Origin of the sequence: Fusicatenibacter saccharivorans (assembly GCF_027667425.1) — a bacterium.
Taxonomy (GTDB): domain Bacteria; phylum Bacillota; class Clostridia; order Lachnospirales; family Lachnospiraceae; genus Fusicatenibacter; species Fusicatenibacter saccharivorans.
Genome location: NZ_JAQEGR010000005.1, coordinates 102,854 through 123,807 on the forward strand (window position 1 = coordinate 102,854; position 20,954 = coordinate 123,807).

General features: G+C 45.5%; 17 protein-coding genes. 16 read left to right on the forward strand and 1 reads right to left on the reverse strand.

Annotated features, from left to right (window positions below; translation table 11 throughout):
• The first annotated feature begins 22 nt into the window (after positions 1-22).
• From PGS38_RS06225 to PGS38_RS06235, 3 genes are all read left to right on the forward strand, one after another.
• Positions 23-391, forward strand: coding sequence for a hypothetical protein (locus PGS38_RS06225; RefSeq protein WP_147399303.1), 369 nt, complete (start codon positions 23-25; stop codon positions 389-391).
• Entirely contained in the window at positions 388-2,181 is a 1,794-nt protein-coding gene (locus PGS38_RS06230) for a phage tail tip lysozyme (protein WP_270476054.1), read from the forward strand. Before PGS38_RS06225 ends, PGS38_RS06230 begins: the two co-directional genes overlap by 4 nt.
• 192 nt (positions 2,182-2,373) lie before the next feature.
• Positions 2,374-2,736 (forward strand): hypothetical protein, encoded by a 363-nt coding sequence (locus tag PGS38_RS06235; protein ID WP_117801182.1) that lies wholly within the window; start codon positions 2,374-2,376, stop codon positions 2,734-2,736.
• Positions 2,737-2,776: 40 nt separating this feature from the next.
• Here PGS38_RS06235 and PGS38_RS06240 read toward each other — a convergent pair whose 3' ends face one another.
• Positions 2,777-4,135, reverse strand: a complete 1,359-nt coding sequence (locus PGS38_RS06240; RefSeq protein WP_270476057.1) for a PIN domain-containing protein — start codon at positions 4,133-4,135, stop codon at positions 2,777-2,779.
• A gap of 189 nt (positions 4,136-4,324) precedes the next feature.
• Here PGS38_RS06240 and PGS38_RS06245 point away from each other — a divergent pair, with 189 nt between their 5' ends.
• The 13 genes from PGS38_RS06245 to PGS38_RS06300 all read left to right on the forward strand — a co-directional run bounded on the left by PGS38_RS06245 (position 4,325) and on the right by PGS38_RS06300 (position 20,864).
• The gene (locus tag PGS38_RS06245) at positions 4,325-5,497 is read left to right on the forward strand and encodes a PARP domain-containing protein (protein ID WP_118640622.1); all 1,173 of its coding nucleotides are present in this window, start codon (positions 4,325-4,327) and stop codon (positions 5,495-5,497) included.
• Positions 5,498-5,636: 139 nt separating this feature from the next.
• Positions 5,637-7,052: a PARP domain-containing protein gene (locus PGS38_RS06250; protein WP_270476061.1), complete on the forward strand. Its 1,416-nt coding sequence runs from the start codon at positions 5,637-5,639 to the stop codon at positions 7,050-7,052.
• Between the two features lie 11 nt (positions 7,053-7,063).
• Complete coding sequence (locus tag PGS38_RS06255) at positions 7,064-7,576, forward strand: metallophosphoesterase (protein ID WP_117801173.1); 513 nt, start codon at positions 7,064-7,066, stop codon at positions 7,574-7,576.
• Positions 7,577-7,718: 142 nt separating this feature from the next.
• On the forward strand, positions 7,719-8,171 hold the full coding sequence (locus PGS38_RS06260; RefSeq protein WP_117801171.1) for a DUF188 domain-containing protein: 453 nt from the start codon (positions 7,719-7,721) through the stop codon (positions 8,169-8,171).
• 29 nt (positions 8,172-8,200) lie between these two features.
• Complete coding sequence (locus PGS38_RS06265) at positions 8,201-9,292, forward strand: hypothetical protein (RefSeq protein WP_117801169.1); 1,092 nt, start codon at positions 8,201-8,203, stop codon at positions 9,290-9,292.
• An 80-nt stretch (positions 9,293-9,372) separates the two neighbouring features.
• Positions 9,373-9,585: a helix-turn-helix domain-containing protein gene (locus PGS38_RS17770; protein ID WP_117801167.1), complete on the forward strand. Its 213-nt coding sequence runs from the start codon at positions 9,373-9,375 to the stop codon at positions 9,583-9,585.
• Positions 9,586-9,635: 50 nt separating this feature from the next.
• Positions 9,636-10,943: a tyrosine-type recombinase/integrase gene (locus PGS38_RS06270; protein WP_119207877.1), complete on the forward strand. Its 1,308-nt coding sequence runs from the start codon at positions 9,636-9,638 to the stop codon at positions 10,941-10,943.
• 134 nt (positions 10,944-11,077) lie between these two features.
• Positions 11,078-13,714: a DNA mismatch repair protein MutS gene (gene mutS / locus PGS38_RS06275; protein WP_118640618.1), complete on the forward strand. Its 2,637-nt coding sequence runs from the start codon at positions 11,078-11,080 to the stop codon at positions 13,712-13,714.
• A 55-nt stretch (positions 13,715-13,769) separates the two neighbouring features.
• Positions 13,770-15,800: a DNA mismatch repair endonuclease MutL gene (gene mutL, locus PGS38_RS06280; protein WP_118640617.1), complete on the forward strand. Its 2,031-nt coding sequence runs from the start codon at positions 13,770-13,772 to the stop codon at positions 15,798-15,800.
• A 9-nt stretch (positions 15,801-15,809) separates the two neighbouring features.
• The gene (gene miaA / locus PGS38_RS06285) at positions 15,810-16,787 is read left to right on the forward strand and encodes a tRNA (adenosine(37)-N6)-dimethylallyltransferase MiaA (RefSeq protein WP_117509148.1); all 978 of its coding nucleotides are present in this window, start codon (positions 15,810-15,812) and stop codon (positions 16,785-16,787) included.
• A complete protein-coding gene (locus PGS38_RS06290; protein WP_055228136.1) occupies positions 16,781-18,067 on the forward strand; it encodes a methionine gamma-lyase family protein in 1,287 nt (428 codons plus the stop codon). Before miaA ends, PGS38_RS06290 begins: the two co-directional genes overlap by 7 nt.
• Positions 18,067-19,254 (forward strand): BaiN/RdsA family NAD(P)/FAD-dependent oxidoreductase, encoded by a 1,188-nt coding sequence (locus PGS38_RS06295; protein WP_173827227.1) that lies wholly within the window; start codon positions 18,067-18,069, stop codon positions 19,252-19,254. The genes PGS38_RS06290 and PGS38_RS06295 overlap by 1 nt, the downstream gene beginning before the upstream one ends.
• Entirely contained in the window at positions 19,251-20,864 is a 1,614-nt protein-coding gene (locus tag PGS38_RS06300) for an NAD(P)/FAD-dependent oxidoreductase (RefSeq protein WP_118640616.1), read from the forward strand. The genes PGS38_RS06295 and PGS38_RS06300 overlap by 4 nt, the downstream gene beginning before the upstream one ends.
• Positions 20,865-20,954 lie beyond the last annotated feature (90 nt).

Sequence of the window (20,954 nt, forward strand, 5' to 3'; positions counted from 1 at the left end):
TATGATTACGGCCAATAATTTAATGATCAAAACAGTATTAGAATTTTTGAATGAAATTTCCCTTCCAAAACCAGATAAGAACTCATATGCTGCTAATTTTTTGAAGTTGTATGAAAACGGTTCGGAAGCCACCTATGTGCATATTACCAAAGAGAATGCATATGGAAAAGAATATCTGCAGATTTCGAATGATACAGGAGCTTGTATGTCTGACCGCGTTCAGCCATCTGAGCCTGTTTCCTATATTGATCTGATTCAGTTATCTGATAATATCTGCACCGTAGCGGAGCATGCAAAGGAATCAATTCCTTTCCAGCTTACTGCTGATGAATTTTGCTTAGTTACGGGCGTTGATATTTATAAATCAAATTTACAGGAGGACAAAAAGTGAAATCAAAGAAAGTCAGCACTACTTTTACCGTTCTTAGCATGGCTGCAGGAATGTTTCTCACTCCAGCATCCGCCTATGCAGAACCATTAGCATCCGGGCAGGAAACTGTAGTGGATTCAAGTGATGTCTCGACAGATGATTCTGTATCTGAAAAAACAGATTCTGATTCTGGCGCATCTGAAACACCGGAAAAGCCAGAAGACTCGTCATCTGATACTTCTAAGGAACCAGAGGAAAAAGATGACTCAGAAGATCCGGCACCTACGGAACCAGATGTTACCCCATCTGTCACCCCATCCGTTACTCCGGCTCCAGAGCCTTCCAAAGCTCCAACACCAGACGCATCAACCTCTGAGACTAAGCCAAAAGCTGATTCTGAATCCACTAAAAAAGATGCAAATTCCAGTTCTACATCCACAAAAGACGCAGATCCCTCTTCCGATAATGCGGCAGAAGCGGCTGCAGTAGAAGATTGGAGTCAGACAATTAACTATGAAAATTACATAGGGAAAAAGGATCTTCGTGCCGGGTTTGCCCGCGTTGATAAAGTGTATGCTTATGCAAAGGTCAACACAAGGCTTAATGTCAGAGAATCCGCTTCCACAAAGTCACGTATTGTCGGAACCCTTTCTCCAAAAGCTCTTTGTTATGTTATTTCTGATTCAGATCAAAAATGGGTATACATCGAATCTGGCGATGTCCGCGGCTTTGTCAAAAGCAACTATCTGCAGCAGGGAAAAACGGCATTAACCTACGTTTCCCGGACTGGAGAAGACAATATGGAGCTTGCTGAACAGGTAATTGATCCTGAAGAAAATGAAGCGTTTTCTTATAAAAAAGAAACTGTTTATGATGTAACCAATTCTTCCGGCGAAGGAATCATCACTTTTGCCAAACAGTTCGTCGGAAATTCCTACGTCTGGGGCGGAAATTCGCTCACGAATGGAATCGACTGCTCCCATTTTGTATGGCAGATTTTGACACGCTGCGGCGCTTACGATGATGAATATACCACCTCTTATGGCTGGAGATCACTGGGCGAAGAGGTAAAAAGCCTTGCTGATGCAAAAGCTGGTGATGTTGTCTGCTACGATGGACACGTTGCTCTCTATGACGGAAATGGAAAAATCGTAGAAGCCCTTAATGAAGATCAGGGCATTGTCGATACCCGGAAGGTAGATAGTGACACCATTCTTACCATCCGCCGTTTTACATCTAATGATGAGATCGGAGATACCAATGCTGAAAAAATTTGGAATTATCTGCGTATGCATGGCTTTTCCAAGGAAGGAACCGCCGGTATTATGGGCAACATTGCAAATGAAGCCTCTACAGATCTGGACCCAACACTTCTGGAAATCGGTTCTGTGAAGAAATCCGGACTCACTGGTACGCAGTATACTGCACTGGTTGATGCCGGCAGTATCAGCCGTGAAGAAGTCATTCACAGCTCTTCTTTGGGTATTTACAGTGGTGGTAGATATGGGTATGGTTTATGCGGCTTCACAGATCCTGAAATCAAGTCCTATCTGTGCAAATATACCATTGATAAAGGGAAGAGCTTAGGGTCTATTTCTGGGCAGCTGGATAGCCTTATCGCCTATCTGGAAAAACATAATCCTTCGCTGTTAGAACGTCTTAAAACTTCAGACAGCGTTGAAGATGCTGCCACTGCATTTCTGCGCGAATACGAAAAATGCAAAGACCTTGATCGTGAAGAAATCGAGCGGGTTTCGGCAGCCAAACAGATTTATGAGGTATTCCAGGAATACCAGTCACCCGTAGAATAAAACTTTCTCAAAAAAATCTCCATGTTACCCAAAATCCGACTGATTTAAGCAATTCTGCTTGGAATCAGTCGGATTTTATTATCTTTTATAACTTCTTTTACGATTTTGGTTGCTATATCAACATTATTTGGCGTACAATATTAATTACGAGTCTATTTATATATGAGCATCGTTAATGAGGAGGGGTTGGATGTGAAAAAGAAACATATAGTTATTGCAATGATGGCTTTTATCATTCTATTATCAGTAGCTTATTTACAATGGGGCCGTAAGGAACGTGTGGTGAATTCTTTTTCGACCGCCTCTGATACGTCCTATACTCAGGAATTTAGTGTAATTGCCAACACTTTATTTTTGAACAAGAATGAATACGCAAAAGATTTAATTGCCAAAACCCTTCATAATGGCTTTCAAAATATTCGTTTTTCCTATGATGTCGGCTTTCCAGAGCAAATAACAATCTACGTTTACAAAAACAGATCTCTCTATCACCATGGAAGAGAAAATTTTCGAGTCATATACTCACAAGAAGGGAATTATAAGATAGAAGAGTAGTAAAAAAGAGATGCCGACTGACATCTCTTTTTTTTCGCCATTAAATTTCCAAAGATATATATCCGTTTTTCTGAACCGTGTGCAAATTTTTCAAGTATTTCTGTTTGTACTGCTCCACTTCGTTTGGGGACAAATTAATCCGGATATTTTCAACCGCCTTAGCCAGTATGTCATCCATACAAAATCCGTATTTTCCAAGGGCATTCTGGACTTCTTGATTAAGTGCCAGCGCATACACTTTTTCAAGATTCGAGGAGCAGAAATCATCAATCTCCGCGTATGGAATCCCATTCCGTATCATTGCACTTTTAATTGCGGAACTGGTATTTTCCTGTTCAACCAACAGAAGGAAACTGCATTCCGGCAGCCCCTTAATCAGTCCCCAATAATCCGAATCAGACGATACCAAAATGAAAGCTTTTATTCCTTGTTCAAAATATTCCCTTGTTGTTCCGACAGCCAAAGAAATGTCCACTAAAGACTTATCTGCCTTAACCCGCGGAATCATTTTGTGTTCTACCCCCGGAATCAATCGCTGCAGCAATCGCCAGGTAACCGTAGTATGTACATCGTTATATAAAACAATTTTTTTGATGTGTTCTCGTGTTGCTGGCTCAAGTCCGTCCAAAACAGAGTAGAGCTTATATGGGTTTGCATTTTCACAATCCACAACAATCGTAATTTCCTGATTGTCCCGAATATAATCCTTAATATTCTTTTTGATTTCGTCGCTGGCATCCGTCACCTTAGAAAGATCATCAAAGACATCTCCGTTTCGCCTGTACAGATAACTTACAAACTTCTCATCATTGTACAAGATATTCCCTACTTCTACAGATAATGCCCCTACGACATACATCGTATAGGGAAATCGGTTCCGTTTTTCTCCATACGATTCTACCAGCTTTGAAACTTGTCTTTCTTTGAGTTCCGGAAGGCAAAACATATCTTTTACGTAGTCCCAATTAAGCCATAGTGGAAAACTATTCTTGCAGCCATTGATATACTTTTTGATTTCAGCACTGACTAACACAACGTATTTCGCCGGGGTCCAATTAGCTCTCCAGATATCTACGTCATCCTTTTTGAGCTTTTTAATACATTCCGGGTCAATATATTCCGGAATTGTATCAATATTTTTCATATCATACTGAAACAAATTCCGGATTCTTCCATTGTTTCTTAATAATGCAGTCCGAATAATACACAAATTCCGGACAATCCTTGCATCTTTACATTCCTCCAGCCCCGTATAGATTGTCTCATCAAAATTGCTTTCTTCACCCCAAAAATACTCCTCCGATACGCCTAGCAGATACGCGATTCTTGAAACAATATCGAATCTCGGATTTTTATATTTGGATGCTTCCAGTCCGAGATCCATTTCTGAATTACACATAATCAAATTCCTCCTTTGTATATTTTGTTTCCGATATATAGTATGGAAAATAATTTCAAAAAACGTTTTTCACGTACATAAAATTTATTCTTCTTTTGATTCGTCATTCTAAAAACATCAGATCAATATTTCATGAGAGGAGCGTAAAAACGAAGGTCTGAAATACATTATGTCAAAAGGAGATGTCAAATGGCACACGTAGCTATTATGATCCGAATTATACCATCTGAAAATCGAAATATGTATTTTCGAATGATTCAGGACTCGAATACAACATTTAAGGTAGAAATGGGGCGTGTTGGGGCTGCTCCATACATCCGTTATTATCCTATATCAGTATGGGATAAAATGTATCAAAAGAAAATTTCAGAGGGCTATCAGGACAAGACAGAACTCATGGATGTACATTCTTCCTATACATACAAAGAAATCGAGGATGATTCTGTTCGTGAACTCATTTCTTTTTTGCAACAGGAATCATCTATGGCCATCAAATCTAATTATTCTGTATCCGTATCCGAGGTTAGCCCGCAGATGATCACGCAAGCAGAAGATATTTTGAATCAATTTTCAAATGATCCATTAAAGGATAATTCTCTTCTGGAACAATTATTTGCTCTATTGCCTCGGAAAATGAAAAATGTTGCAGACTATTTGCTCCCGGCAGATGCCGATCCGGAGCAGATTCAGAATGTTATAGATCGAGAAACTGATCTGCTGCGCATGATGGAAACCCAGATGCAGGCATTGCCGTCTAATGACAGCAAAGAAAAAACTCTTCTGGAAGAATGGAAGTTATCAATCACCCCTGTAAACGATGAAAAAGAACTCCGGCAAATCAAACGACACATGGGGCATTCTGCAGATTGCTTTTCAAAAGCATTCCGTGTTAAAAATTCCAATAGAGATAACGCTTTTTGGAATTATTATGACAAACATAATTATCATAAAGAAGACATTCATTACTGGTATCATGGGTCCAGAAATATGAATTGCCTGTCCATTTTACATAATGGACTTATCTTAAATCCCAAAGCGCCCAAAGTCGGTCATATGTTCGGCTATGGAATATATCTTGCTCCAAAAGCGAAAAAAAGTATTGGATATACCTCATTGAATGGGTCTTTTTGGGTACATGGCACCTCAGACAAAGCCTATCTATTTGTTATGAAAACCGTGTACAAGTCACCCTATCATGTCTACACATGGACCTCGGGCATGAAATCGCTAACCAAATCCCGCATTTCACCTCACGATGCTGTTTTTGCTCATGCTGGCACATCTTTAAGGAATGACGAGGTTGTTATTTTTGACGATGCACAGGTAACGCTTCAGTATATTATCGAATTGAAACAACAATAGAGACACAAAATGGTCGGGAATAAATCCCGGCCATTTTGTTTTTTTCACTTTTCCACATTCTAGGGGTATCAGATCAATTCATGAAGAAAGGAGTATATCAATAACCGATCTGAAATTCAATTTGTCCAAGGAGAAAAATATGCATATTACTATTAAGACGTACAACGATACCCGGAATATGGAAGTTCCACAAACAGAATCTGCCTTGTATAAGGCCATTGGGGAGCAGTTATTAAATTTGTCCGTTCCCAATCGTTTACTTGTTTCTACACCTGTAGGAGAAGCGGAGTTTGACGTTAAACAGCGTGGCACATTCGCAAAGGACGGGACCATCTATCCGAGTATGTATGTAACAGAAGAGTACAATACCATCCAGCTCCCACAGGATACCTATCCGGAAGCTTATTTAACCTGTATTAACCCAGTATCCAACAATTACAAATTCTACCATTTTCGGCCATCTGGTTCCGTACTGAATGCAACTTACGGACGTATCGGAGCTGGCAGGGGAGAAGCATTTGGAAAAAAGGACTTGAAAACCCCATATCCCATCCATCTATATTGGATTCGCTACTATGAAAAGCTTTCAAAAGGATACAAGGACGAGTCTTCTATTTATCTTGCTCCAGCTGTGTCGGAAACACCTGTTGCACCCACCATTCCTGATCAGCGTCCGGAAGCTATTGAATTATATCAAAAACTGTATACCTACGCTAAAGGTATGGTCGAACGGCATTTGGTCCACCATGACAAAGTGACCGTTGAACAGGTATCTCAGTCGAAGAAAATTCTTGCGGAATTAAGTACCAAGACTACTTTGAAGGATTTCAATGAGACGCTTCAGAAATTATTAACTATTTCCCCTCGAAAGAGCAGATATGTTAAATCTCTTCTTGCTGTGAAAACGTCTGATTTTCCTGCGATTATAGATCGTGAAAATGACCTTATCACGGCGATGGAAGTTATGCGTCCGTCCGGTTCTATCGGCAGTTTTCGGGAACATAATATTCATGTATTTGAGGCTACAGATTCCCAGCGGCAGGAAGTTATCGAACACTTAACCCCTTCTCTGCAGCGGAAAGTACGAAAGATCTGGCGTGTTATCCCAGATCGGCAGCAAAAAACCTTTAACAGCTATTGTAAAGAGCATCATATTCGCTATGTACGGCAGATGTGGCACGGAAGCCGGAATGCAAACTGGCTCAGTATCACGGAAAATTCCATCAAAATCCTTCCCTCCTATGAGAATGGACGCATGTTTGGTGACGGAGCTTATTTTGCCCTTAATCCGAACAAGAGTTTTTTGTATACAAGCAGTTCTTCTGCAAAATACACAAACGAACATGAAAATGTTGTATATATGGGGCTTTTTGCGGTTGCTTACGGAAAACCACTTTATGTGGAATCGAGCCACCACTTTACTCCAAAAGAACTGGAAGCGAAAAAGAAAAATTGTGTTCATGCCAAAGCTGGACGCTCTTTAAGAGAAGATGAAATCATCTTTTATTCAGAGGCTACCATGGTAATGAATTATCTCGTTGAATTTGACGCTTAAAGGAGATTTTTATGAAATATTATATTAGTGATTTACATTTGTTTCACCCGGCGATTCTTCAAAAATGCAGTCGCCCATTTGCAACAATCGATGACATGCACCGGACTATTTTCCAAAATTGGAAGAAAAAAGGTATTGGTCCTTGTGATGAAGTATATATTCTTGGTGATGTTGGCATGTATCATGAAAAGGGAATTGGGAAGTTTCTTATGGCTCTTCCAGGCAAAAAATACCTTGTTACTGGGAATCATGATTTCAAGAATATCCATAATCGGGACTTCTCCAGCGCTTTTTTATGGTGCCGTCCCTATGCAGAAGTAAGGGATACTGAACGTAAAGTTGTTCTGTTCCATTATCCGATTGAGGAATGGAATGGATTTTATGTGGGTTCCTATCACCTGCACGGTCATATTCACAATACAACTGTAACACATATTGACAGAAGATATAATGTATCCGTCGATGTTATCAATTATACCCCAGTCACTCTGGATGAACTGATCGCTCAAAATGACGTAAAATAACAGCCTATTCAAAGAAAAACACTGTTCCATAAAATGCATGGGCAGTGTTTTTTTTGCAAAAAAATCACCTACGTGAGAATATAAGTATTTTTCTTTTTGCAATACTATCAATAAGAAAATTTTCGAAGAGGAGGTTTTACAAATGAGAATTATTGTTGACGCGGATTCTTGTTCAAAAATCCGTCAGATTGAAGAAATTGCGGAAGAGAAAGGCTTACCAGTAATGTTGTTCTGCGATACAGCGCACCAGCTTTATTCTGATTACAGCAAAATTAAAAAGGTGGCTCCCGGAAGAGATGCTTCCGATATGCAGATCTATAATGAATGCAAAATAGGAGATATCGTTATAACACAGGATTACGGACTTGCTTCGTTGGTCCTGGCTAAGGGCGCACTGGTTATGCATCCAAGTGGAGCTATTTATTCAAAAGAAACAATTGACACCCTTCTTATGAGCCGTTATTTGAATCAGATCGATCCCAATATCCGCCATCGTAAGAAAAAAAGACGCTCTGTTCAGAAAAAATATGATTTTCAGAAATCTTTATTGCAGATGATTAACCCCGCCGAAACTAAAAAGACCGCTTTTGCCTAAGAATTTGTATTAGAAAAGGGAGGTGTTTTATGCGCATATCTAAACGAAGACAACAATATTTGGATAAATTCAAGTTTCCTTATCACGGACAGATATTTTCCAGCATTAAAGCTTGTTGCGAATACTATGATGTGGCCTATTCCTGTGTTTTCCCGCTGAAAAAGGAGAAAAATATCACAGCGGAAAAAGCCATTGACCATCTAAGGGCTGCAAAAAAAGGACGTTGCGTGAAATATCACGGTCAAACATATCCATCTATGAAGGTATGCTGTGAATTGTTTAATGTTCCTGTTGACAATGTGAGTTACTATAAGCGCACTCATAAATGCTCTTTTGAAGCAGCATTGGATCATTATGTCTTAAATGAAAGCCGTTATTCTTTCAAGTTCAACAACCAAAAATATCCATCTATTATCGCTTGTTGTAAAGAATATGGATTGAGTCCTAGTGTTGTATATGCCTATAAAAACAAGAATCAGCTAACTCCTTCCGCCGCTATCAGGGCTTGTCTAGCACAAAAACAGCGTCAAGAGAATCAGATTGCTCCACCCAAAGTGCTTCCCAAGAAGAAAAAGAAAAAAGTCTCTGCCCCACCTAAGCCTCGCCCATCAGACTTTTGGATTGTGGAAATTAACGGAGAGGCATATCCTTCCTTATCCGCTTTTTGCAAGCAGCATCATATAAGTCATAGCAGTGTGGCTGCAAGAGCGCACCGCCTAAAATGCACCATCGAGGAATCAGCAAATCATTTTCTAGCTTTGCAAGAACTTTCACTCTTATACCCGGATGCTATACAATTCCAAAATAGTACATACGATTGCGTAGAAAAGCTCTGTTCCCGTATAGGCGTAGACCCAATCGCGATTTTACATTTTGTTAAATCCAAACAATATACGTTAGAACAGGCAATCCAAGAAGCATTATCAACCACTGGAATGCATCGCGTTCAAGATGCAGATCCTGTCGTCTTTCAAAACACAGTATATCCTACATTATACCGTTGTTATCATGCTTTACAAATTGACGCGAGGTCTGTAAAAACACGCATGGAAAAATATCATATGAGCTGGGAAGAGGCTGTTGAGGATGCAATAAAATGCAAAAAGACATCTGACAAATAACCATCTAAAGGCGTTGACGAAAAAGTTGACGCTTTTTTTGTTTTTATTTCTAATACTATAAGTATCAAAACAAGAAAGAGGTGTCTATTTTGCAACGTACAAAAGGAAATAATTTAGATTCAGACAAAATTCTGCTATCTGTGAAAGAAGCATCCGAGCTTACCGGAATTTCAGAACGTAAACTTCGTGATCTCATGAATGAAAGTAACTTTAAGGTTCAAATTGGCAGGCGTACTATGATCCATCGAAAAAAATTCGAACGATGGATTGACCAGCATACTTGCATTTTTTAAGTTCGCGTGATACGATAATATCCGTATGCGCGTATCATTAGGAGAATGATATGGGAAAAGACTCAAATGGAAAAGAGCTTGGTGCCGGCATCTATCAAAGAAAAGACGGTCGATATGAAGCTCGCATCAGAATCAAAGGGCAAAAAAAGCCCTATAGTATCTATGATACTAATCTTCGGAAACTGAAGCAAAAAAAGAAACAGTTTCTCTTATTGATGGCAAACAGAGATTTAAACCTCTCGTTTACGCTAACAGTTTCACAATGGTTTGAAATTTATTTAAAGAATTATGCACGGCCCAAACTAAAAACACAAACTCTTAATAACTATGTTACAGGCTTTGAACGTGTGGAAGATTACATTGGTTATATGAAAATAATTGACGTGAAAAATGTAAATATTGTGTCGGCTATGCAAGAACTCGAAAAAGAGGGATATGCAACGACTACAATTCAACAGTCTTTGGCCGTTTTAAAGCAAGTTTTTCGCACTGCTTTTGAAAATCGTATCATACCGTTTGATCCATGCTCCGGATATCAATACGCTGGACCGCCTAAGTCTGTAAACGAAAAACCTCCGGACGACTTATTTGAACGGACGTTTGAGCAGGTACTAACTCCTGATGTGTTAGAACAATTTTTCAAGAGTATTCAATCACGCCGCTATTATGAATTATTTATCGTTCTATTACATGGCGGCTTAAGAATCGGAGAACTTCTTTCCCTACAGTGGAAAGATATAAATTTTAGGAAAAAGCAGTTGAAAGTCTACAAAACTGTGAAAAAGGTTCGAGACATTTTTGACGAGGAGGGAAATCGACTTTATGATTCGGCGTTGTATCATCAAGTAACAACGCCGAAAAGTGAGAAAAGTTATCGTATCGTTCCTCTTTCTGATATTGCAGTTAAGGCTTTAAAACAATGGAAAGCCCAGCAAGATGCAGACAAGAAGCAGTACGGACGCGATTGGGGACGTTCGAATCCCTTGCTTGAACAATATCCGGATCTTGTTTGTACTACTGGACCGGGCAATCCACTTAATCGCAGTTGGCTTGATCGAATATGCAATGACTTTCAAACGGCAATAAATGAACCGGAAATATTGCTTGCCCAAAAAGAAGGACGTTCTCCAAACCTGGTCAAAGTAACACCACATATGTTCCGCCATACATATGTAACCACCCTGATAAAGGCCAAAGTTCCGGAATCTGTTGTCCGTGAGTATGTTGGTCACAGTTCAGATAAAATGGTCGAATATTACACTCATCTTGATAATAGCTATATCGAACCAGAGCTTCGAAAGGGTATGAAGAGTTTTTATACGAATTTTGATCTAAAGGATAAAAAGGTGAAAAAATGAATTTTTCTAATAACAAAACACCTCAAAACCAAAGTCAGACAGAAAAGGTGGTCAAAAGCTGGTCAAATCCAGAAATCATAAGCAAAAAATCCCCTACTTGCAAGGATGTTTTAAAAACTGCGAATTTATCGCCTATGATGGTACATTATTGCCAGACGAAGACGGGCTTGACTGACCCGGCTAATACCATTTTGTTTTACCGCTTAGGTGATTTCTACGAAATGTTCTTCGAGGATGCCACCCTGGTATCCAAAGAACTTGAGCTTACGCTGACCGGAAAGGACTGCGGCATGGAGGAGCGCGCTCCGATGTGCGGTATCCCGTATCACGCTGCAGAAGGGTATATCAACCGTCTTGTAGAGAACGGCCATAAGGTTGCGATCTGCGAGCAGATGGAGGACCCGAAACAGGCAAAGGGCATGGTAAAGCGCGAAGTCATCCGCGTTGTCACACCGGGTACGACGCTGATCCCGCAGGGACTTGATGAGACGAAGAACAACTACATTATGTCGATCGTCTGCATGGAGGGATGCTTCGGTATCTCTACAGCAGATATCTCGACCGGCCAGTGCCTCGTCACGGAAATGGACAAGCCGCGCCGCCTTGTGGATGAGATCACGAAGTTTATGCCGGCGGAAATCATCTGCAATCAGTCGTTCCTGCTCTGCGGGATCGATGTGGAGGATCTTCGAACCCGCCTTCATATCTGCGTGAATGCATTGGAAGACTGGTATTTCGACGATGATATCTGCCGCCGTACGCTGCAGGAACAGTTCCATGCTGCTACGATGGAAGGCCTTGGCATCGCCGATTACAACTGCGGAACAATTGCAGCCGGTGCGCTGTTCCAGTATCTGCACGAGACACAGAAATCGGATCTGTCTCACATGAATTCGATTACACCGTATGTGACAGACAAATATATGCTGATCGACAGCTCCAGCCGCCGGAATCTGGAATTGGTGGAAACGCTGCGGGAGAAGCAGAAACGCGGCTCCCTGCTCTGGGTTCTCGATAAAACCCGCACGGCGATGGGCGCACGTCTTCTGCGAAGTTACGTAGAGCAGCCATTGATCGACGAGGAGGAAATCAACGCACGGCTCGATGCTGTAGAGGCTCTAACGGGGCAGGCGATGATCCGCGAGGAAATCCGTGAATACCTCCGTCCGGTTTATGACCTCGAGCGTCTCGTCGGAAGAATCAGCTACCAGTCCGCGAATCCGCGTGACCTGATCGCCTTTAAATCGTCGCTGCAGATGCTGCCTTACATCAAGCAGCTCTTAAACTCGTTTGACGGCGGCGCTTTGGCGCAGATTCAGGAGGATCTCGACCCGCTGGAAGACCTCTATCAGCTTGTCGATGCGGCAATCGTCGATGATCCGCCGTATCTGATGCGCGACGGCGGTATGATCAAGGACGGCTATAACGAGATGGTCGATAATTACCGTCACGCCAAGACCGAGGGAAAACAGTGGCTGAGTGAGCTGGAGGCAAGCGAGCGCGAGAAAACCGGAATCAAAAATATGAAGGTCAAATACAACAAGGTATTCGGCTATTATCTGGAGGTCACGAACTCGTTTAAAGATCTTGTCCCGGATTACTATACGAGAAAACAGACGTTGACGAATGCGGAGCGCTACATTACCCCGCGTCTGAAGGAACTCGAGGATACGATTCTCGGTGCGGAGGATAAACTGTATGCGCTGGAATACGATCTTTTCTGTACGGTGCGCGATACGGTTGCCGGTGAGGCGGAGCGGATTCAGCGCACGGCGCAGGCTCTGGCACGGCTCGATGTGTATGCATCGCTTTCCTACGTTGCCGAGCACAACCACTATGTGCGTCCGAAGCTGAACAGTCGCGGAAAGATTGATATCAAGGACGGCCGTCACCCAGTGGTCGAGAAGATGATTCCAAACGATATGTTTATCGCAAACGATACCCTGCTTGACAACGGTGACCACCGCGTTTCCGTCATCACCGGACCGAACATGGCCGGTAAATCGACGTATATGCGCCAGACGGCCCTCATTGTGCTGATGGCACAGATCGGTTCGTTTGTTCCGGCTTCGAAGGCAAACATCGGTATTGTGGACCGGATCTTTACCCGTGTCGGCGCATCCGATGACCTGGCAAGCGGCCAGAGTACGTTTATGGTTGAGATGACGGAGGTGGCAAATATTCTTCGGAATGCAACCTCGAACAGTCTGCTGATTCTCGATGAGATCGGAAGAGGAACGAGTACGTTCGACGGTCTTTCGATCGCCTGGGCTGTGATTGAGCATGTGGCGAATCCGAAGCTGCTCGGCGCAAAGACACTGTTCGCTACGCATTACCATGAGCTGACTGAGCTTGAAGGAAAGCTTCCGGGCGTGCACAACTACTGTATTGCCGTTAAGGAAAAGGGCGACGATATCGTATTCCTGCGTAAAATTGTACAGGGCGGCGCAGATAAGAGCTACGGTATCCAGGTAGCGCGTCTTGCGGGAGTGCCGGAGTCAGTGCTCTCCCGGGCGCAGGAGCTGGTGGAGCAGCTGAGCGATGCCGATATCACTGCTGCGGTCAAGGATCTGACCATGCAGAAAAAACCGAAGGCAAAGCCGGTTCACTACGACGAGGTCGATATGGCACAGATGTCGCTGTTCGATACGGTGCAGGACGATGATATCATCAAAGAGCTCTCGGAGCTTGATATCTCGAATATGACACCGATGGATGCTTTAAATACCCTGTACCGTTTCCAGGGAAAGGTGAAAAACCGCTGGAAATAGGGGAATACTGGATCAGAACATAAGTTAGAATCAATCCGAAACAGAAAGGAACAACATGGCTACCATAGCAGTACTGGATCAGAATACGATCGATAAAATTGCGGCCGGTGAGGTCGTGGAACGGCCGGCTTCCGTGGTAAAGGAGCTGGTGGAAAATGCAATGGACGCCGGTGCGACGGCGATCACCGTGGAAATCCGCGACGGCGGTATCTCGCTGGTGCGGATCACGGACAATGGAAGCGGCATTCCGGCCGAACAGGTGCCGCTCGCTTTTCTGCGCCACGCGACGAGCAAGATCCGTTCCGTGGAAGAACTCGTGCAGATTGCATCTCTTGGCTTCCGCGGCGAGGCGCTCTCGAGTATCTCGGCGGTTGCGCAGATCGAGATGATTACGAAAACGCCGGATGCGCTGACGGGAACGCGGTATGTGATTGAGGGCGGCGCGGAGAAGGCCAATGAGGAGGTCGGTGCCCCGACCGGAACAACCTTTCTGGTCCGGAATCTTTTTTACAACACGCCGGCTCGTCAGAAATTCTTAAAAACGCCGGTTACGGAGGCGAATGCGGTGACTTCCGTTGTGGAGCAGCTTGCGCTGTCGCACCCGGGGATTTCGTTTAAATATATGGTGAATTCACAGGTGAAGCTCCATACGAGCGGCAACCGGAATTTAAAAGAACTGGTCTATAATATTTACGGCCGCGACATCGCGCGGGAGCTGATCGAGATTCACTCGGAAAGCCCGCTGATGACGATCGACGGCTTTATCGGAAAACCGGTGATCTCGAGGGGAAACCGGAATTTTGAAAATTATTACGTGAATGGACGGTATGTGCGGAGCAAGCTGCTCGCCCGTGCGATTGAGGACGGATATCAAACATCGATGATGCAGCATAAATATCCGTTTACGCTGTTCTATGTCCAGATGGATGGAGAGGCGGTGGATGTCAATGTGCATCCGACGAAGATGGAACTTCGTTTTTCTCATCAGGAGGAGATTTACCGCCAGATGCGCGATATGATCTCAGGTGCGCTGAATCACAGGGAGCAGATTGTGAAGGTTTCGCTTTCTTCCGACAGGGAACGGAAAGCAGAGGAAAAAGCGGCACGGAAAGAACAGATTGTTGTTCCGGAACCGTTCGAGCAGAAACGGCAGGTAAAAGAAGGCTTTGCACGGCAGTCCCTTCCGGTGGAGCCGGTTTCCAGCCAGAGCAGAAGAATGCCAATTTTCCCGGAGGTGGAACGAAATGGATACCGCGCAGCGAAAACGTATGTGCCGGTTCAGCAGATGACGGGAATGACGCGGGAAGAGGAAGAACTGTTTGAGCCGGGGGCAGGAAACGTGCCAAAGACGGCAGACCTCTCAAACGCGGACGCAATACAGCATCAGCAGGAGCCAGATGTAGCTCCAACGGTATCTTCCATGCCGGAAGAATCCTCATCTGTATCTGCTTCGCCTGAGCCAGAAGGCCAGATGCAGCTCTTTGATGAGCAGTTTCTTACCCCGGAGGCAGAGAAATCGCACCGCATCATCGGCCAAGTTTTCGATACGTACTGGCTGATTCAGTACGGCGAGAATCTCTACATCATCGATCAGCATGCCGCGCACGAAAAGGTACTGTTCGAGCGGATGATGAAAAATTACCGGGAAAAGAACGTCACCTCCCAGATGGTGAGTCCTCCGCTGATCGTCTCCTTAACGCCGCAGGAAGCAGATCTTGTGACCCGTTACATGGACGTTTTCCAGTCCTTCGGCTACGAAATTTCCCCGTTCGGCGGAAAAGACTATGCGATCAACGCCGTGCCGCACAACCTGTACGGTATTGCGACGGAGGAGCTGTTTATCGAGATTCTCGACAATCTTGAGGAGGTCCGCGAAAAGCCGCTGGAGATTTTAAAAGACCGTCTGGCGACGATGTCGTGCAAGGCCGCCGTAAAGGGCAACAATCATCTTTCCTATGCAGAGGCGGAGCAGCTCATTGCCGAGCTTTTGACGCTCGAAGATCCGTATCACTGCCCGCACGGCCGGCCGACGATCATTTCCCTCTCGAAACGGGAACTGGAAAAGAAATTTAAGAGAATTGTGTAGGTGATTTTTTTGAAAAAACCTTTGATTATCCTGACCGGTCCGACCGCTGTCGGCAAGACGAAGCTGTCGATTTCGCTTGCCCAAGCGGTGAATGGGGCCATTATCTCCGCGGATTCCATGCAGGTCTACCGCCATATGGATATCGGATCTGCCAAAATCCGCCCGGAGGAGATGTGCGGCGTTCCGCATTATCTGATCGATGTGCTCGATCCTTCCGAAGAGTTTCACGTCGTGAAGTTTGTGGAACTGGCGCATGAAGCGATGGAAAAAATATACGCCGCCGGACAGATTCCGATCGTGACGGGCGGCACCGGCTTTTATATCCAGGCGCTTTTAAAAGAAGTTGATTTTACGGAATCGCACGGTGAACTGCCGATCCGGAAACAGCTGGAAGAAAAAGCAGCAACGGAGGAAGGCGCGGCAGAACTGTACCGGGAACTTTCCGAGGTTGATCCTGCTTCCGCGGAGACGATTCACCCGAATAATGTAAAACGTGTAATCCGGGCGCTGGAATATTATCACGAGACAGGACAGAAGATTTCGGAGCACAACGAGGAGCAGAAGCAGAAGGAATCTCCGTACTGTTCTGCTTATTTTGTGCTGAACGACGAACGTTCGATTCTGTATGACCGCATTGACAGGCGCGTCGATCAGATGATCTGCGACGGACTGGTTGATGAAGTTTTCCGTTTGAAAGAAATGGGATACACAAGAGATCTTGTCTCCATGCAGGGACTGGGCTACAAAGAACTGTTCCCGTATCTTGCGGGCGAATGCACGCTGGAGGAGGCCGTCTATATCATCAAGCGGGACACCCGTCATTTTGCCAAACGGCAGCTGACCTGGTTCCGACGGGAAAAGGATGTGATCTGGCTGAACAAGCCGGATTTTGACTACGACGAAGAAAAAATATTATCATATATGCTGGATCGCTGGAACGAAATCGTTTCGGCCGATGCAAAGGAAGAAGGAGAACAATCATGTTGACAGAAAAAGCTGCTATGTACAGCACACTTGGCATTTCCAAAGAGGTTTTCGCATTTGGAACGAAAATTGAGGAAGAATTAAAAGAGCGTTTTGCAAAAATTGATGAAATCGCAGAATACAACCAGTTAAAGGTCATCCACGCCATGCAGGCAAGCAAGGTCAGCGAGGCATGCTTATATGGAACCACAGGATACGGATACAATGACCTGGGACGTGATACGCTGGAGCAGGTCTATGCAACGTGCTTCGGCACTGAGGATGCACTGGTACGCCCGCAAATCGCCTGCGGAACCCATGCGCTTGCAACGGCGCTTTCCGGAAATCTCCGCCCGGGCGACGAACTGCTTTCTCCTGTTGGAAAACCGTACGACACCCTTGAGGAAGTGATCGGCATCCGCCCGTCCGTCGGATCTCTTGCGGAATATGGCGTAACTTACCGCCAGGTAGATTTAAAAGAGGACGGCTCTTTCGATTACGAAGGAATCAAAAATGCCATCAACAAAAAGACAAAGATGGTGACGATTCAGAGGTCGAAAGGATATCAGACCAGACCGACGCTTTCTGTTACCCGCATCGGTGAACTGATTGCATTTATTAAAAATATCAAACCAGATGTCATCTGTATGGTCGATAACTGCTACGGCGAGTTCGTGGAGACGATTGAACCGACCAATGTCGGTGCAGATCTGATGGTCGGATCCCTGATCAAAAACCCGGGCGGCGGACTGGCTCCGGCCGGCGGTTACATTGTTGGAAAGAAAAAGTACGTGGAAAATGCAGCATACCGTCTGCTCTCCCCGGGACTTGGAAAAGAGGTTGGCGCAACACTCGGTGTGAACGGTTCCTTCTACCAGGGATTCTTCCTGGCACCGACCGTTACCGCAGCGGCATTAAAAGGTGCTGTCTTTGCTGCAAATGTTTATGAGAAACTGGGATTTGCCGTTGTTCCAAACGGAACCGAGAGCCGTCACGACATCATTCAGGCGGTAACCTTTGGAAAACCGGAAGGCGTCATCGCATTCTGCCAGGGTATCCAGGCAGCTGCCCCGGTCGACAGCTTCGTTTCCCCGGAACCTTGGGATATGCCAGGTTACGACAGCCCAGTTATCATGGCAGCTGGCGCTTTCGTGCAGGGCTCTTCCATTGAACTTTCTGCCGATGGCCCGATCAAACCGCCGTACGCTGTCTATTTTCAGGGTGGGCTTACGTGGCAGCACGCAAAATTCGGTATTCTGATGAGTCTTCAGAAACTCGTCGATGCCGGTATGGTGACATTATAATGGCAAAAAATGTGGTAATTATCGGCGGCGGCGCGAGCGGACTGATGGCGGCAATTTGGGCCTCACGTCTCGGTGCCGCGGTCACCGTTCTGGAAAAGAACGATAAACCGGGCAGAAAGCTTCTTGCGACCGGAAACGGACGGTGTAATTTTACCAATCGTTATCAGGATGCATCGTGCTACCGCACGGGAAATCAGGAGCGTGCATCACGGGTTCTCGAACAGTTTACCGAACAGGACACCGAACAGTTTTTTGAACAGCTCGGCATCCGCATCCGGAGCCGTGAAGGCTGGCTTTATCCGGCCAGCGAGCAGGCACAGTCCGTTCTTGAGCTGCTGATTTTGGAAGCCAGATTCCGAAAGGTAAAAATCAAGACACGGGAAACGGCTGTTGCAGTGGAAAAAGCCGAAAATGGTTATCTGGTGCGCACCGAAGGATGGCAGTACCCGGCTGACAGCGTCATCATCTGCTGCGGAAGCTGTGCTTCCCAGATCGCCGGTTCCGACGGAGATACACTTCGATTTGCCGATCAGCTTCAGCTCGCTTCGATTCCGTTTTTCCCGGCCCTCTGCCCGCTCCGCTGCAAAGGAAACCAGTTTTCCTCCTGGGCGGGTGTTCGGGTGCGCGCGAAGATTACGCTTCTGGTTGAAAATCAGGAGGTTCTGACGGAACAGGGAGAGCTGCAGCTTACCGACTACGGTGTCTCCGGCATCCCGGTATTCCAGATTTCCCGGTTCGCTGTGCGCGCCTGCATGCAGAAAAAACGCGCTGAACTTCTCGTAGACTTCTTTCCGGAACTGACGGAATCGGAGCTTACTGCAGAATTTGTCAGACGGCAGGAAATCTGCCCGTATAAAGCGCCAAAAGAGCTTCTGATCGGCCTTCTTCCGGAAAAACTCATTCCGGTTCTGATCGGAAAGAAAAAGATTCCGGAAGAAATGGCAGGCGCCATCAAATCATATCGTTTACAGATCACCGGCCAGACCGACTTTGGAAAAGCCCAGGTGTGTGCGGGCGGCATCACGCTCGACCAGCTTACGGATTCTCTGGAATCGGTACAGCACCCTGGTATTTTCTTTGCGGGAGAAGCCCTGGACGTCGACGGCGTCTGCGGCGGCTACAATCTCCAGTGGGCCTGGTCCAGCGGAAGTGCAGCCGGAAGAGCTGCAGCAGGAGAACATTCATGATTCGGATACAGCAATTAAAGCTTCCAGTCACCCACACACAGGAGGAACTGGAACAGAAAATAAGAAAAACACTGAAAATCGGAAAACACGATCTGCAGGAAATTGAGCTCTTACGCCGCTCAATTGATGCCAGAAAGAAATCCGAATTAAAATACGTTTATCAGCTTGATGTAAAAGTAAAAGATGAGAATGCCGTACTGCGGAAGGCGAAAAATAACCAGATCGTAAAAGCGGAGAAAAAGCCATATGTGTTCCCAAAATCTGGAGAACAGACTCTTGTTCACCGGCCGGTTATTATCGGAAGCGGTCCGGCAGGACTTTTTTGTGCCTATGTTCTCGCAAAGCATGGCTACCGTCCGCTCGTTCTGGAGCGCGGCGAATCTGCAGAACAGAGAAAGAAAAGTGTCGATGCGTTCTGGAAAACCGGCGTTCTGAACCCGGAATCGAACGTACAGTTCGGAGAGGGCGGCGCCGGTACGTTTTCGGATGGAAAATTAAACACTTCGGTGAAGGATCCATCCGGCAGAAACCGTGAGGTACTCCGGATCTTCACGGAATGCGGGGCACCGGAAGAAATTCTGTACGATCAGAAACCGCACCTTGGCACCGATCAGCTCATCGGAATTGTGACAACGATGCGGAAAAAGATCGAGGCATGGGGCGGAGAAGTCCGTTTCGGAGCAAAAGTGACGGACTTTGGGATTGAAAACGGCAGACTCACTTCTGTAACCGTCAATGAAACCGAGAAGATTGCCGCGGAGACTGCAGTCCTTGCGATCGGCCACTCTGCACGCGATACCTTCTTTAAACTCTGCGAAAATAAGATCTCCATGGAAGCAAAATCCTTCGCTGTCGGCGTCCGCATTGAGCATCCGCAGAAGATGATCACGGAGGATCAGTACGGACCGGAGGCACCGGATTTCCTTGGGGCAGCACCGTATAAGCTCACCAATCAGTGTGAAAACGGAAGAGGTGTGTACTCATTCTGCATGTGTCCCGGCGGCTATGTTGTCAACGCATCCTCGGAAGCGGAACGCACCTGCGTCAACGGTATGAGTTATTCTGACCGGGAAGGTAAAAATGCGAACAGCGCTATGATTGTCACCGTAACACCGGAAGACTACCGCCCGTACCATGTAGAGGGAACGCCGGACGTACTCGATGGTGTGGCATTCCAGAGAGCGCTTGAACACGCTGCGTGGGAAGCCGGAAAAGGCAAAGTTCCGGTGCAGCTTTTTGGTGATTTCTGTGAAAACAGAGTTTCTACAGCACTTGGAGAGGTAACCCCTTCCATCTGCGGAGAATGGACTTTCGCCAATCTGCTGGAAGTTCTTCCGACGTTTATCGGAGACTCCCTTGTGGAAGGCATTCGTGCATCTGAGCGGAAAATCCACGGCTTTTCCCGTCCGGACGCCGTTCTTTCCGGCGTGGAAGCGCGTACCTCGTCACCGGTCCGCATTGTAAGAAATGAAACGCTCGAAAGTCCGTCGCTTACCGGTCTTTACCCGTGCGGAGAGGGCGCAGGCTATGCGGGAGGCATCACTTCCGCAGCCATGGACGGATTAAAAACGGCAGAGGAAATTGCAAAAAAATATATGAATTTTTCATAATTCCTATACATCTGCGGAAAGTTGTGCTAGAATGATGGGTGATTCAAACCAATGTATTCCATGAAAATTCCCGGAAGAGTGGTGGGAGGA

What these genes read in the sequence shown, in the direction of transcription:
- mutL (WP_118640617.1), top strand. Translation starts at nt 13,770, where the DNA reads ATGGCTACCATAGCAGTACTGGATCAGAATACGATCGATAAAATTGCG.
- PGS38_RS06295 (WP_173827227.1), top strand. Translation starts at nt 18,067, where the DNA reads ATGGCAAAAAATGTGGTAATTATCGGCGGCGGCGCGAGCGGACTGATG.
- PGS38_RS06270 (WP_119207877.1), top strand. Translation starts at nt 9,636, where the DNA reads ATGGGAAAAGACTCAAATGGAAAAGAGCTTGGTGCCGGCATCTATCAA.
- PGS38_RS06255 (WP_117801173.1), top strand. Translation starts at nt 7,064, where the DNA reads ATGAAATATTATATTAGTGATTTACATTTGTTTCACCCGGCGATTCTT.
- PGS38_RS06240 (WP_270476057.1), bottom strand. Translation starts at nt 4,135, where the DNA reads ATGTGTAATTCAGAAATGGATCTCGGACTGGAAGCATCCAAATATAAA.
- mutS (WP_118640618.1), top strand. Translation starts at nt 11,078, where the DNA reads ATGATGGTACATTATTGCCAGACGAAGACGGGCTTGACTGACCCGGCT.
- PGS38_RS06290 (WP_055228136.1), top strand. Translation starts at nt 16,781, where the DNA reads ATGTTGACAGAAAAAGCTGCTATGTACAGCACACTTGGCATTTCCAAA.
- PGS38_RS06250 (WP_270476061.1), top strand. Translation starts at nt 5,637, where the DNA reads ATGCATATTACTATTAAGACGTACAACGATACCCGGAATATGGAAGTT.
- PGS38_RS06225 (WP_147399303.1), top strand. Translation starts at nt 23, where the DNA reads ATGATCAAAACAGTATTAGAATTTTTGAATGAAATTTCCCTTCCAAAA.
- PGS38_RS06265 (WP_117801169.1), top strand. Translation starts at nt 8,201, where the DNA reads ATGCGCATATCTAAACGAAGACAACAATATTTGGATAAATTCAAGTTT.
- PGS38_RS06300 (WP_118640616.1), top strand. Translation starts at nt 19,251, where the DNA reads ATGATTCGGATACAGCAATTAAAGCTTCCAGTCACCCACACACAGGAG.
- PGS38_RS06245 (WP_118640622.1), top strand. Translation starts at nt 4,325, where the DNA reads ATGGCACACGTAGCTATTATGATCCGAATTATACCATCTGAAAATCGA.
- PGS38_RS06260 (WP_117801171.1), top strand. Translation starts at nt 7,719, where the DNA reads ATGAGAATTATTGTTGACGCGGATTCTTGTTCAAAAATCCGTCAGATT.